The organism is Jiangella endophytica, from assembly GCF_003427025.1.
GTDB classification, from domain to species: Bacteria; Actinomycetota; Actinomycetes; order Jiangellales; family Jiangellaceae; genus Jiangella; species Jiangella endophytica.
This window is the reverse complement of record NZ_QVAI01000009.1, coordinates 116,585-129,138: the sequence shown is the minus strand read 5'-3', so window position 1 is coordinate 129,138 and position 12,554 is coordinate 116,585. Positions and strand designations below refer to the sequence as shown.

General features: G+C 73.2%; 11 protein-coding genes. 3 read left to right on the top strand and 8 right to left on the bottom strand.

Annotated features, from left to right (window positions below; all coding sequences use genetic code 11):
* Positions 1–26 precede the first annotated feature (26 nt).
* The 6 genes from DZA62_RS18815 to glnA all read right to left on the bottom strand — a co-directional run bounded on the left by DZA62_RS18815 (position 27) and on the right by glnA (position 6,325).
* The gene (locus DZA62_RS18815) at positions 27–3,035 is read right to left on the bottom strand and encodes a bifunctional [glutamine synthetase] adenylyltransferase/[glutamine synthetase]-adenylyl-L-tyrosine phosphorylase (protein ID WP_116950447.1); all 3,009 of its coding nucleotides are present in this window, start codon (positions 3,033–3,035) and stop codon (positions 27–29) included.
* A 136-nt stretch (positions 3,036–3,171) separates the two neighbouring features.
* Complete coding sequence (gene crcB, locus DZA62_RS18810; protein WP_116950446.1) at positions 3,172–3,525, bottom strand: fluoride efflux transporter CrcB; 354 nt, start codon at positions 3,523–3,525, stop codon at positions 3,172–3,174.
* Positions 3,522–3,869, bottom strand: a complete 348-nt coding sequence (locus tag DZA62_RS18805; RefSeq protein WP_116950445.1) for a DUF190 domain-containing protein — start codon at positions 3,867–3,869, stop codon at positions 3,522–3,524. The genes crcB (DZA62_RS18810) and DZA62_RS18805 overlap by 4 nt, the downstream gene beginning before the upstream one ends.
* Complete coding sequence (gene crcB / locus DZA62_RS18800; RefSeq protein ID WP_198663946.1) at positions 3,866–4,273, bottom strand: fluoride efflux transporter CrcB; 408 nt, start codon at positions 4,271–4,273, stop codon at positions 3,866–3,868. The genes DZA62_RS18805 and crcB (DZA62_RS18800) overlap by 4 nt, the downstream gene beginning before the upstream one ends.
* Before the next feature lie 8 nt (positions 4,274–4,281).
* Positions 4,282–4,983 carry a type 1 glutamine amidotransferase gene (locus DZA62_RS18795; protein ID WP_198663945.1) on the bottom strand — a complete coding sequence of 234 codons (702 nt, stop codon included), beginning with the start codon at positions 4,981–4,983 and terminating at the stop codon, positions 4,282–4,284.
* Between the two features lie 4 nt (positions 4,984–4,987).
* On the bottom strand, positions 4,988–6,325 hold the full coding sequence (glnA, locus tag DZA62_RS18790; RefSeq protein ID WP_116950444.1) for a type I glutamate--ammonia ligase: 1,338 nt from the start codon (positions 6,323–6,325) through the stop codon (positions 4,988–4,990).
* Between the two features lie 71 nt (positions 6,326–6,396).
* On the opposite strand from glnA, the gene DZA62_RS18785 reads away from it, so the two are divergent.
* Together DZA62_RS18785 and panB are read left to right on the top strand one after the other, a co-directional pair.
* Positions 6,397–8,454: an NAD+ synthase gene (locus DZA62_RS18785; RefSeq protein WP_198663944.1), complete on the top strand. Its 2,058-nt coding sequence runs from the start codon at positions 6,397–6,399 to the stop codon at positions 8,452–8,454.
* Positions 8,455–8,531: 77 nt separating this feature from the next.
* The gene (gene panB / locus DZA62_RS18780; RefSeq protein ID WP_116950443.1) at positions 8,532–9,368 is read left to right on the top strand and encodes a 3-methyl-2-oxobutanoate hydroxymethyltransferase; all 837 of its coding nucleotides are present in this window, start codon (positions 8,532–8,534) and stop codon (positions 9,366–9,368) included.
* Here the strand turns inward: panB and DZA62_RS18775 are convergent.
* Positions 9,328–10,179 carry an SDR family NAD(P)-dependent oxidoreductase gene (locus DZA62_RS18775; protein WP_157987760.1) on the bottom strand — a complete coding sequence of 284 codons (852 nt, stop codon included), beginning with the start codon at positions 10,177–10,179 and terminating at the stop codon, positions 9,328–9,330. The two genes, panB and DZA62_RS18775, sit on opposite strands and share 41 nt — an antisense overlap.
* Positions 10,176–11,030, bottom strand: a complete 855-nt coding sequence (locus DZA62_RS18770; RefSeq protein ID WP_116950441.1) for an SDR family NAD(P)-dependent oxidoreductase — start codon at positions 11,028–11,030, stop codon at positions 10,176–10,178. The genes DZA62_RS18775 and DZA62_RS18770 overlap by 4 nt, the downstream gene beginning before the upstream one ends.
* Positions 11,031–11,144: 114 nt before the next feature.
* On the opposite strand from DZA62_RS18770, the gene DZA62_RS18765 reads away from it, so the two are divergent.
* Positions 11,145–11,687 carry a PadR family transcriptional regulator gene (locus DZA62_RS18765; protein ID WP_116950605.1) on the top strand — a complete coding sequence of 181 codons (543 nt, stop codon included), beginning with the start codon at positions 11,145–11,147 and terminating at the stop codon, positions 11,685–11,687.
* The last annotated feature ends 867 nt before the right edge of the window (positions 11,688–12,554 follow it).

Sequence of the window (12,554 nt, the reverse complement as noted above, 5' to 3'; positions counted from 1 at the left end):
CCGCCATTATCGCGGCCGGACCGGGTTCAGCGGGCGTCGTCGTAGAAGAGGCGTTCGACGACCGCCCGGGCCTTGCGGGCGAAGCGGTGGTAGTCGTCGACGAAGAGGGTGGACTCGCCGACGCCATAGCCGAGCACCTGCGAGACCGCGGCCAGTGTCTTGGGGTCCTTGGGCAGCATGTCCGACGGCCGGCCGGTGACGAGGACGGTCGCGTTGCGGATGCGCGCCGCCAGGCGCCAGGAGTCGACCAGCACCGAGCGGTCCTCCGCCGCCAGCAGCCCGGCCGACACCGCCGCCGCCAGCGCCCCCGGCGTCGACGTCGTGCGCAGGGCGGGCACGGACGAGGCGTGCCGCAGCTGCAGCAGCTGCGCCGTCCACTCGACGTCGGCGAGGCCACCCGGTCCGAGCTTGAGGTGCATCGACGGGTCGGCGCCGCGGGGCAGCCGCTCGGACTCGACCCGGGCCTTGATGCGCCGCACGTCGCGGATCTGCACGTCCGTCAGGCCGGCGGTCGGCCAGCGCAGCGGGTCGATCAGCGCCTCGAACCGCCGCAGCAGCTCGGGGTCGCCGCAGCAGGGCCCCGCCCGCAGCAGCGCCTGCCGCTCCCACACCTCGCCCCACCGGTCGTAGTAAGCGGCGTACGAGGCCAGCGTCCGCACCAGCGGGCCCTGCTTGCCCTCGGGCCGCAGCGCCGCGTCGACGGTGAGCGACGGCTCCGGCGACGGCAGCGAGAGCAGCCGGGTCATCTCGTTCGCGACGGCCTGTGCGGCCGTGGCCGCCTCGGTCTCATCCTCGTCGGGGTACGGCGTGTGGACGAACAACACGTCGGCGTCGGACGCGTACCCCATCTCGCGGCCGCCGAGACGGCCCATCGCGACGACGGCCAGCCGGGTCGGCAGCGGCCCGCCATGAGCGGCCTCGACGGCGCGGGTGGCGGCCGCCAGCGCACCGGACAACGTCACCTCCGCGATGACGGTCAGCGCCTCGCCGACGTCCTCGACGGGCGCACCGACGGCGAGGTCGGCGACGGTGACGCGGAACAGCTCGCGCCGGCGCATGGCCCGGACGACGCCGATGGCGGCGACGGGGTCGTCGTGGCGCTGGACGCCGGCCAGGACCTCCTTCTCCAGCGGCCCGCGCTCGCGCAGCCGCAGGGCTTCGTCGTCGCCGAGCAGGGAGACCGCCTCGGGCGCGCGCAGCAGCAGCTCCGTCGCGTACCGCCCGGACGCCAGCACGCGCGCCATGCGCTCGGCCGCGGCGCCGTCGTCGCGCAGCAGCCGCAGGTACCAGGGTGTGGTCCCGAGCGCCTCGCTGACCTTGCGGAACCCGGCCAGCCCGGTGTCGGGCTCGGGTGCGTCGGCGAACCAGCCGAGCAGCACGGGCAGCAGCGTCCGCTGGATCGACGCCCGCCGCGACACCCCCGTCGTCAGCGCTTCGATGTGCCGCAGTGCGCCCGCGGGGTCGGCGTACCCGAGCGCCCGCAGCCGCGCCAGCGCGGCCTCCGGGCTGAGCCGGACGCCGTCGCCCGGCAGCCGCGCGACGGCCGACAGCAGCGGCCGGTAGAACAGCTTCTCGTGCAGCCGCCGCACCTCGCGGGCCTGCTGGTGCCAGACGTCGACCAGCTCGGCCGGCTGCTTCAGCGCCAACGACCGCGCGAGCATGCGCAGCTGATCGTCGGAGTCGGGGACGACGTGCGTGCGCCGCAGCCCGCGCAGCTGGATGCGATGCTCGAACGTCCGCAGGAACCGGTAGGCGGCGTCGAGCACGGCGCCGTCGTCGCGCCCGACGTATCCGCCGGCGGTCAGCGCCCCCAGCGCCCCCAGCGTGTTGCCGTCGTGCAGGCTGACGTCGGCCCGCCCGTGCACCAGCTGCAGCAACTGGACGGCGAACTCGACGTCGCGCAACCCGCCGGGACCCAGCTTGAGCTGGCGGTCCGCTTCGGCGGGCCGGATGTGGTCCTCGACCCGCCGGCGCATCGCGTGCACGTCGTCGACGAAGCCGTCGCGGCCGGCAGCGGTCCACACCATCGGCATGACGGCGTCGACGTACTCCTGGCCCAGCGCGCGGTCGCCGGCCACCGGGCGGGCCTTGAGCAGCGCCTGGAACTCCCAGGTCTTCGCCCAGTCGCGGTAGTAGGCGACGTGGCTGGCGACGGTGCGCACCAGCGGCCCCCGCTTGCCCTCGGGCCGCAGCGCCGCGTCGACCGGCCAGATGGTGCCCTCGCCGGTGTAGACGGAGCACGCCCTCATCAGGGCCGTGGCCAGCGTCGTCGCGGTGGACAGCCAGCCGGTCGCGCCGTCGGGGTCGTCGGCCGGCGGCTCGGCGACGAACACGACGTCGACGTCGGAGGCGTAATTGAGCTCGCGTCCGCCGGCCTTGCCCATCGCGATGACGGCCAGCCGGCAGTCGGGCGCTCCGTCGGGCAGCGCGGCCCAGGCGACGGCGAGCGCGGCCTCCAGCGTGGCGCCGGCGAGGTCGGCCAGCTCGGCCGCGACGGCGGCGACGTCGAGCCGGTCGGCGAGGTCGAGTGCCGCCAGCGCCGCGACATGCCGCCGGTAGGCCACCCGCAGCGCGTCGAGCAACTCCGGCTGCTCCCCCGCGGCGACGGGAACGGCCGCGGCGGGGTCGGCGCCGACGGCCGTGAGCAGCCGCGCCCGGACGGCGTCGGCGGCCGGCCGGTTGGCGGGGTCCAGCGAGCCGAGGTCGAGCCAGTGGTTCGGATGCCGGCACAGATGGTCGGCCAGCGCCGAGCTGAACCCGAGCACGGCCAGCAGCCGGCGCCGGTGCGGCGAGTCGGTGCCCAGCATCGTGCACAGCTCCGCCCGCCGCTCGTCCGTCTCGAGCGCCTCCAGCAGCCGGCCGAGCCCGCGCAGCCCGAGGTCGGGGTCGGCGACGACGCCCAGCGCGGCGACGAGGTCGGTTCCGGCGAGGTCGGTGAACAGCGGGCCGTCGAGCTCGCGCTGCGCCGCGGCGGTGTCGGCGAACCCGGCCTTGGCCAACGACGCGACGCGGCCCTCGGTCCGGTTCACAGACATGAAACAAACCTACCGCCGCACTCCGCGCCCCGCCGACCGCCCACCACCGACCACGTTGATCTTGGAGTTGTTCGGCCATCCATCGGACATTTCACTCGGGATCGCCGAACAACTCCAAGATCAACGTGGCCGGGGGTCAGGAGGCAAGGGCCCAGCCGAGCGCGGCGGCGCCCAGCCCGGCAGTCATGCTGACCAGCACGTTCGCGGCCCCGCGCGCCCACGCGCCGTCCTCGACCAGTCGCAGCGTCTCGTAGCTGAACGTGCTGTACGTGGTGAGTGCGCCGCAGAATCCGGTCCCGATCAGCACGGTCAGCTCGGAGCTCAGCGACGGCGACCCGACCACGAGTCCGAGCACGAACGAGCCCACGACGTTCACCACCAGCGTGCCCCACGGGAACGTGCCGTCGAGCCGGGTCTGCACCCAGCGGTCCACCACGTACCGCAGCGGCGCGCCGACCGCGGCGCCGGCCGCCACCAGCAGCACCGTCACCGCTCGTCGCTCCCCCGGCCCACGTAGCGGACCACCTCGACGTCGGCCAGCGTGATGAGACCCTCGCGCACCAGCGGCGCGATCTCGTCGACGAAGCGCTGCACCGGCTCGGCGTGGTCCACGATCACCACGGCGACCGGCAGGTCCTCGGACAGGCTGAGGATGCGCGTGGTGTGGATGTGGTGGGACGCGCCGAACCCCTCGATGCCGCGGAACACGCTGGCGCCGGCCAGCCCGGCGGCGTGCGCCCGATGCACGATCTCGGTGTACAGCGGCCGGCCGTGCCAGGTGTCGTTCTCACCGACGACGATGGTCAGCCGCCGGGCCGGTCCCTCCAGCGTCATGCGCGTCTCCTTCCTCGCAGGGCCCGGGTGGCCGCGGTCCCGAGCCAGACCGCCAGCAGCGCCAGCACCGGCGTCACCAGGAAATACGTCAGGGCGGCGGCCACCCGGCCGTCGGCCAGCAGCCGCTGCGTGTCGACCGCGTAGGTGGAGAACGTCGTGTACCCGCCCAGCACGCCGATGCCCAGAAACGGCCGCAGCAGCCGGTGCGGCGCGGTGAGATCGAGCAGCACGGCCATGAGGACACCGATCAGCAGGCAGCCGGACACGTTGACCACCAGGATCGCCCAGGGCCAGCCGGTGCCGGCGGGTTGCAGCGACGCCGCGCCGTGGCGGGCCAGCGAACCCAGCACACCGCCCGCGGCGACGACCGCGAGCACGGGCACCTGGCGGCGCAGCCTGGACATCGGTCTCCCTACCGGCGCACCGCCACCGACGCCTCGACGATGCGGGCGAACCGAGTGGCCAGCTCTTTCCCGGCGGCGACGACGTCCGCGTCGCGGTCGGCCAGCTCACGCACCACCGGCGCCGCGTCGACGTCGTCCAGCTCGGCCGCCCAGCCGGCGAACGTCGGCTCGGACACCTCCGGGTGGAACTGCACGCCCCACGCCGCGGTGCCGACCCGGAACGCCTGGTGCGGGTACATCGCCGACGATCCCAACCAGACGGCGCCCGGCGGCAGCTCCGCGACGGCGTCGGCGTGCATGCTCGGGCCGGGGAACGGGTCGGCCAGCCCGCCGACCAGCGGATCGCCGGCCGACTCCGCGCGCCAGCGCACGTCCGTGACGCCGGACTCGCGGCCCGGCGCGGCGCCGACGTCGACCCGGCCGCCGCACGCGACGGCCAGCAGCTGCGCACCGAGGCAGATCCCGAGGGCTGGTGTCGCGCCCTCGGCCGCCGTGCGCAGCAGCGACCGCACCGCCGGCAGCCAGGGAGCGACGCCGTCGTCATAGGCGTTCATCTGCCCGCCCAGCACGATCAGGCCCGCGCCGGGCACCGCCGGGAGGGGGTCGCCGGCGTAGGGCCGCAGCACCCGGACCTCCGCGCCCGCGTCCTCCAGCCAGCCGCCGAAGCGGTCCAGCGGACAGCCCGGCTCGTGCTCGACGACGTCGATCAACGCGTCACATCACCGGCAGCATCTTGGCCCGCTCGAACGCAGTGACCTGCAGGCTGTACTCGTTCCACTCCGCGCGCTTGTTGCGCAGGAAGAACTCGAAGACGTGCTCGCCCAGCGTCTCGGCGACCAGCTCGGAGTTCTCCATGGCCTCGATCGCCTCGTCGAGCGAGGCCGGCAGCGGGTCGATGCCCATGGCCCGGCGCTCGCGGTCGGTCAGCGCCCACACGTCGTCCTCGGCGCCCGGCGGCAGCTCGTAGCCCTCCTCGATGCCCTTGAGCCCGGCCGCGAGGATGACCGCGTAAGCGAGGTACGGGTTGCAGGCGGAGTCCAGCGAGCGGAACTCGACGCGCGCCGACTGCCCCTTGTCGGGCTTGTACATCGGGACGCGGACCAGCGCGGACCGGTTGTTGTGCCCCCAGCAGACGTAGGCCGGCGCCTCGCCGCCGCCGCGCAGCCGCTTGTAGGAGTTGACCCACTGGTTGGTGACGGCGGTGATCTCAGGCGCGTGCTTGAGCAGCCCGGCGATGAACGAGCGGGCCGTCTTGGACAGCTGGTACTCGGCGCCCGCCTCGTGGAAGACGTTGCGGTCGCCCTCGAACAACGACACGTGGGTGTGCATGCCCGACCCCGGCCAGGCGGTGAACGGCTTGGGCATGAACGACGCGTAGAGGTCCTGGGACAGCGCGACCTCGCGGACGACGGCGCGGAACGTCATGAGGTTGTCGGCCGTGGCCAGCGCGTCGGCGTAGCGCAGGTCGATCTCCTGCTGGCCGGGCGCGCCCTCGTGGTGGCTGAACTCCACCGAGATGCCCATGTCCTCGAGCATCGTGATGGTGTCGCGGCGGAAGTCCTGCGCGATGCCGTGCGCGGTGTGGTCGAAGAAGCCGCTGGCGTCGACGGGGATCGGCTCCTCGCCGCCGGTGGGCTGGTTCTTGAAGACGAAGAACTCGACCTCGGGATGCGTGTAGAACGTGAACCCCTGCTCAGCGGCCTTGCCGAGGGCGCGCTTGAGCACGTGGCGCGGGTCGGCGTACGACGGCGAGCCGTCGGGCATCAGGATGTCGCAGAACATGCGCGCGGTGCCGTTGGAGCCGCCCCGCCAGGGCAGCACCTGGAACGTCGTCGGATCGGGCTTGGCCAGCATGTCCGCCTCGTAGACACGGGCGAACCCCTCGATGGCCGAGCCGTCGAACCCGATGCCCTCGGAGAACGCGTTCTCCAGTTCGGCAGGGGCGACCGCGACCGACTTCAGGAACCCGAGCACGTCGGTGAACCAGAGCCGGACGAACCGGATGTCGCGCTCTTCCAGCGACCTGAGGACGAACTGCTGCTGCTTCTCCACGCGGCCAGTGTGCCCCACTGTCGTGTCCGCCGGGTAGCTGGACGGTGTCGTCGCGTGACTAAGCTCGGATCGTGCCGCAGATCAGAATCGCGCTCGCTCAGGTGAACCCGACCGTCGGTGCGCTGGAGGCCAACGCGGACCTCGTCGTCCGCATGACCAAGCACGCCGCCGCGCAGCACGCCCACCTCGTCGCCTTCCCCGAGATGATGCTCACCGGCTATCCGGTCGAGGACCTCGCGCTGCGGGCGTCCTTCGTCGACGAGTCGCGCGCGGCGCTGGAGAAGCTGGCGGTCCGGCTCGACGCCGAGGGGCTCGGCGCCACCGCCGTCGTCGTCGGCTACTTGGGCAGGGACGACGCCACGGCGCGCCAGCACCAGCTGGGCCGGCCGAAGGGGTCGCCGCAGAACGCCGTCGCCGTCCTGTACGGCGGGCGCGTGGTCGCCCGGCAGGCCAAGTACCACCTGCCCAACTACGGCGTGTTCGACGAGGCCCGCTACTTCGTGCCCGGCAACCACCTCGGCGTGTTCCGGCTGCACGGCATCGACGTCGCGCTGGCGGTCTGCGAGGACATCTGGCAGGACGGCGGGCCGGTCTCGGTCGCGCGTGAGGCGCGGGCCGGGCTGCTGCTCGTCGTCAACGGGTCGCCGTACGAGCGCAACAAGGACGACACCCGCCTCGACCTCGCCCGGCGCCGGGCCGCCGCCGCGCAGGCGACGCTCGCGTACGTGAACATGGTCGGCGGCCAGGACGAACTGGTCTTCGACGGCGACTCCCTCGTCGTCCGCCCCGACGGCGAGCTGCTCGCCCGCGCGCCGCAGTTCGAGGAGGGCTGCATGGTCGTCGACCTGCAGCTGCCCGACGCGGTCGCGGCCGCGCCCGGCCCGTGGGGCATGACGCAGGAGCGGGTCGCCGGGTTCGCCGTCCACCGCACCACGCTGACCACCGCGCCGCTGCCGGCCTACACGCCCGACCCGGGCGCGCTGGCGCCGCGGCTGTCCGACCTCGCCGAGGTGTACGCGGCCATCGTCACCGGTCTGCGCGACTACGTGCGCAAGAACGGCTTCTCGTCGGTGGTGATCGCGTTGTCGGGCGGCATCGACTCCGCGCTGGTCGCCGCCGTCGCCGTCGACGCCTTGGGCGCCGAGAACGTCCACGGCGTCTCGATGCCCAGCAAGTACTCGTCCGAGCACTCGAAGTCCGACGCGCAGGACATGGCTGAGCGGACCGGGCTGCGGTTCCGGACGATCCCGATCGAGCCCATGGTCCGCGCGTTCCTCGACAACCTGGAGCTGACCGGGCTGGCCGAGGAGAACCTGCAGGCCCGGGTGCGCGGCATGACGCTCATGGGGCTGTCGAACCAGGAGGGCCACCTGGTCCTCGCCACCGGCAACAAGACCGAGCTGGCGGTCGGCTACTCCACCATCTACGGCGACGCGGTCGGCGGCTACGCGCCGATCAAGGACGTGCCGAAGACGCTGACCTGGGAACTGGCCCGCTGGCGCAACGCCGCCGCGGCCGAGCGCAACGAGACGCCGCCGATCCCGCAGGGCTCCATCGACAAGCCGCCGAGCGCCGAACTGCGCCCCGGCCAGCTCGACTCCGACTCACTGCCCGACTACCCGCTGCTCGACGACATCCTGTATCGGCACCTCGAGCTGGACCTCGACGCGGGCGAGCTGCAGGCCGCCGGGTTCGACGCCGACCTCGTCGCCAAGGTGCTGCGCATGGTCGACACCGCCGAGTACAAGCGGCGGCAGTACCCGCCCGGCCCGAAGATCACGATGCGCAACTTCGGCCGCGACCGCCGGGTGCCGATCACCAGCGCCTGGCGCGAGACACCGCGGACGACGCCCGCTCCGGCCGCCGCGGCCGCTCCGGCGGAGTCACCGGTGGAGGGACCGGCGGAGACGCCGGCGACGGCGCCGGTGGAGGGACCGGCGGAGACCCAGCCGGCCGCTCCGGCCGAGGCCGGCCCGACCGCTCCGGCCGAGGCCCAGCCGGCCGCTCCGGCCGAGGCCCAGCCGGGTCCGTCCGCCGCCGGATCGCCACCCACGCCTGTCGAGCCACAGCCCACCGCCGACCCCGAACCGGCCGAGCGGGAGCTGCCTCCGCCGCCGCCTCCGCACTGACGGCCCCGTTCGTGGGACAATCGGAGGTGTTAGGGGACCCGGACACGGGCCTCGAGACGCACCCAAGGAGTCCTGCGATGACGCACGAGACCGTCCCGTTGTACGGCGGCCAGCTCTCCCGGCGGGTCACCATCCGCGACCTGCGCACCGCCAAGGAGCGCGGCGAACGCTGGCCCATGCTCACGTCGTACGACATGTACACCGCCGAGATCTTCGACGCCGCCGGCATCCCCGTGCTGCTGGTCGGCGATTCCGCCGGCAACAACGTCTACGCCCACGCCGACACCGTCCCCGTCACGGTCGACGAGCTGATCCCGCTGGCCCGCGCCGTCGTGCGGTCCACCAGCCGGGCGCTCGTCGTCTGCGACCTGCCGTTCGGCTCGTACCAGGTGAGCTCGGAGCAGGCGCTGACCACGTCGATCCGCCTCATGAAAGAGACCGGCGCCCAGGCGGTGAAGCTGGAGGGCGGTCTGCCGGTGGTCGAGTCGGTGCGCCGCATCGTCGAGGCCGGCGTCCCGGTCATGGCGCACATCGGGTTCACGCCGCAGAGCGTCAACGCGCTGGGCGGCTACCGCGTGCAGGGCCGCGGGCCCGAGGCCGACCGGCTGATCGAGTCGGCGCTGGCACTCGAGGAGGCCGGCGCGTTCTCCGTCGTGCTCGAGATGGTGACGGCCGAGGTCGCCGCCGAGGTGACGAAGCGGCTGTCGATCCCGACCATCGGCATCGGCGCCGGACCCGACGTCGACGCCCAGGTTCTCGTCTGGCAGGACATGGCCGGGCTGCGCGAGGGCCGGTTGCCCCGGTTCGTCAAGCAGTACGCCGACCTCCGCGGCGCGCTCGCCGACGCCACCAAGGCGTTCGCCGACGACGTCGTCAGCGGTGCGTTCCCGGCGGAGGAGCACACGTACCACTGAACGGGCCGCGCAGTTCCTCGGTGAGCCGCCAGAGCCGGGTGGCGTCGTCGCGGTCGTACGAGGCCGCCGACGACGCCACCGTCCGGTACCGGTCGTAGTAGGAGCCGTTCTCGACGACGTCCGCGCCGGCCAGCCGGGTCACCGGGTCCGCGCCCTGCCGCGCCGACAGCGACATCAGGCTCGCCATCAGCACCAGGACGCGGGGAAAGTGCCGGCCGATGTCGGTGCGGACCATGCCCGGGTGCAGCGCCACGACGCTCAGCTCCGGGTGCCGCCGGTGCAGCTCGTACGTGAACAGCAGGTTCGCCAACTTGGTACGGCTGTAGGCGAGGAACGGGTCGTAGCGGCGTTCGCTCTGCAAGTCGGCGAAGTCGATGGCGACGGGCCCGCGGCCGCGCAACGGCGCCCGGTGGCCCTCGGAGTTGACGTTCACCACGCGGCCGTCGCCGTCGTGCAGGAGCGGGAGCAGCGCACCGGTCAGCGAGAACGGCGCCAGGTGGTGCACGGCGAAGTTCAGCTCCAGGCCCTCGGCGGTGACCCGGCGGTCCGGCAGCATGACGCCGGCGCCGTTGACCAGCGTGTCGACGCGATCGGTGGCGGCCCGGACCGCCGCGACCGCCCGGGCGACCCCGTCCGCCGTCGACAGGTCCGCCGCGACGACCACCGCGTCGGGCAGCCGTCGGCTCAGGTCGGCGGCGCGGTCCGGGCTGCGGCCGATGAGGATCATCCGGTGCCCGGCGGCCGCGAGGTCCTCCGCCGATCGCCGGACCAGCCCGGAGGTCGCCCCGGCGACGACGATGGTGCGTGTCACGCCGGCGCCTCGATGGTCGACAGCCCGAAAGTGCGCGCGATCAGCGCCTCGCGCAGCCGCGCGGGCAGGTGCGAGACCAGCCGCAGCATCCGCACGTCGCCCGACGCCGGGTACCAGCGCCTCGGGCGGCGCGCCTCGACCGCCTTGACGATGGCCGCGGCGGCCTTCTCAGGCGGGCTGCTCCGCTGGTTCGCCGACGCCTTCTCGACCGCCGCGAGGTGCGGCCCGTAGAGCGCGACGCGGCCCGGGTCGGCGTCGTTCAGCGCGGCGCGGGCGGCGGCCTCGGCCTTGGCGAAGATCAGCGTCTTCGTCGTCCCGGGTTCGATCAGGACCACCGGGATGCGCCACACCGCGAGCTCCCCGCGCAGCGCGTCGGACAGCGACTCCAGCGCGGCCTTGCTGGCGCCGATCGGGCCGAGGAACGGCACCGGCACCCACGCCGTCGGGGCGCTGACGTTGATGACGCGCCCGCGGCCGGCGCGCAGCAGCGGCAGGAAGGCCTGGGTGACGTAGGCCGGGCCGAACGTGTTCACCTCGAACTGGCGGCGCAGCTCGTCGGGCGGGACCAGTTCCAGCGGTCCCTGGACGATGACGCCGGCGTTGTTGACGACGGCGCGCAGGCCGGCGCCGCCGGTGTCGTGGGCGACCTTCTTCGCCGCCAGCGCGACGCCCGCCGGGTCGGTGACGTCCATCTCGACGACGCGCACGCCCTTGACGCCGGCGATGGCGCTCGCGTCGCCGCGGACCGTCGCGAACACCGTCATGCCCCGGTCGGCCAGCGCCCGGACGGCGACCGCCCCGATGCCGCCGTTGGCGCCCGTCACCAGGACGGCGCCCTTGGTGTCAGCCATGGCTCACTCCTTCAATATGTCATCATGGACATGTCCTTAGGGACAGGTTCGAGTATTCATGTGGCCGGAGGGACATGTCAAGATGAGGCGACCGGTTCCGGAGAGAGGGTGGCGATGTCGCTGAGACACGGCCTGCTCGGCCTGCTCGCGGAGGGCCCGGCCAGCGGCTACGACCTCGCCGGCCGGTTCCAGGAGGTGCTCGGCATGGTGTGGCCGGCTCAGCACCCGAAGATCTACGCCGAGCTGGGCAAACTCGCCGACGACGGCCTCATCGAGGTCGACTCCGTCGGCGCCCGCGGCCGCAAGGCCTACCGCATCACCCCCGACGGTCTCGCCGAGGTCCGCCGCTGGCTCACCTCCACCGAGGTCGACCACACGATGCGACTGCAGGCACTGCTGCGCTCGGTCTTCTTCTGGCTCATGCCCCCCGACGACCTCCGGCGGCACCTGGCGGCGGAGGAGACCTACTACCGCCAGACCGCCGACTTCTACCGTCAGATCGCCGCCGCCAAAGACCGCGGCGACTACGGCGACAGCCCGCCGACGCAGGCCATCAGGATCGCCGCCGAAGCGGGTATCCGGCTGCACCAGGCACTCGCCGACTGGGCCGAGTGGGCCCAGACCGCGCCGCTCAGCTCGGACGAGGACTCGGACTAGGCGGCCGTCAGGGCAGTGGTGCGGTCGGCTTTGCTGGCCGGGATGCCGTGCGTCGGGTTCGCGCCCTTCGCCGTCCCCCTACTGGCCTTTCTCTTCGCCGCGCACCCGCGCCTCAAGCGGACTTTGTTGGGGGCGCTCCGCGCAGGCGAGGACCGCTCGACCCACGGTCGCATGGCCGCATGGCCGCATGGCCGCATGGCCGCACGGTCTAAGAACTGGCAGCTATCAGGGGGACGGGGCGAGTCTGGACACACCTCGAACTCCGCAGGCGACGCCACCCTCACGTCGGCGACCGGGGCGCAGTTTCGGCCATCGCCGGCTGCGCAACGCCGGCCGACGTCGCCGTGGTCCGACCGGCGACGTGAACCGGCCCTCGGCGACCGGGGCGCAGTTTCGGCCATCGCCGGCTGCGCAACGCCGGCCGACGTCGCCGTGGTCCGACCGGCGACGTGAACCGGCCCTCGGCGACCGGGGCGCAGTTTCGGCCATCGCCGGCTGCGCAACGCCGACCGACGTCGCCGTGGTCCGACCGGCGACGTGAACCAGCCCTCGGCGACCGGGGCGCAGTTTCGGCCATCGCCGGCTGCGCAACGCCGACCGACGTCGCCGTGGTCCGACCGGCGACGTGAACCAGCCCTAGGCGACCGTCGCCTCGGGATCACCGACGCCGCGAGCCTGTGGACAGCGATGATCATCAACGATCACGTACGCCACTAGGCGTTTTCCCGCTCCACCAGGCATGCATGCCTCGCAGAGCGAACACAGTCCTAGGCATGGCCCCCGAATCGACGAGAAGTCTCACCCAGTGGACGTCACACGTGCGACGACAGCCCCGGCCCACGACCAGGGCCCCAGGAAAGTCATCGG

Coding starts and splice junctions, on each gene's coding strand:
- crcB (WP_198663946.1), bottom strand. CDS start 4,273: ATGTCCAGGCTGCGCCGCCAGGTGCCCGTGCTCGCGGTCGTCGCCGCG.
- DZA62_RS18765 (WP_116950605.1), top strand. CDS start 11,145: ATGTCGCTGAGACACGGCCTGCTCGGCCTGCTCGCGGAGGGCCCGGCC.
- DZA62_RS18770 (WP_116950441.1), bottom strand. CDS start 11,030: ATGGCTGACACCAAGGGCGCCGTCCTGGTGACGGGCGCCAACGGCGGC.
- DZA62_RS18805 (WP_116950445.1), bottom strand. CDS start 3,869: ATGACGCTGGAGGGACCGGCCCGGCGGCTGACCATCGTCGTCGGTGAG.
- DZA62_RS18815 (WP_116950447.1), bottom strand. CDS start 3,035: ATGTCTGTGAACCGGACCGAGGGCCGCGTCGCGTCGTTGGCCAAGGCC.
- panB (WP_116950443.1), top strand. CDS start 8,532: ATGACGCACGAGACCGTCCCGTTGTACGGCGGCCAGCTCTCCCGGCGG.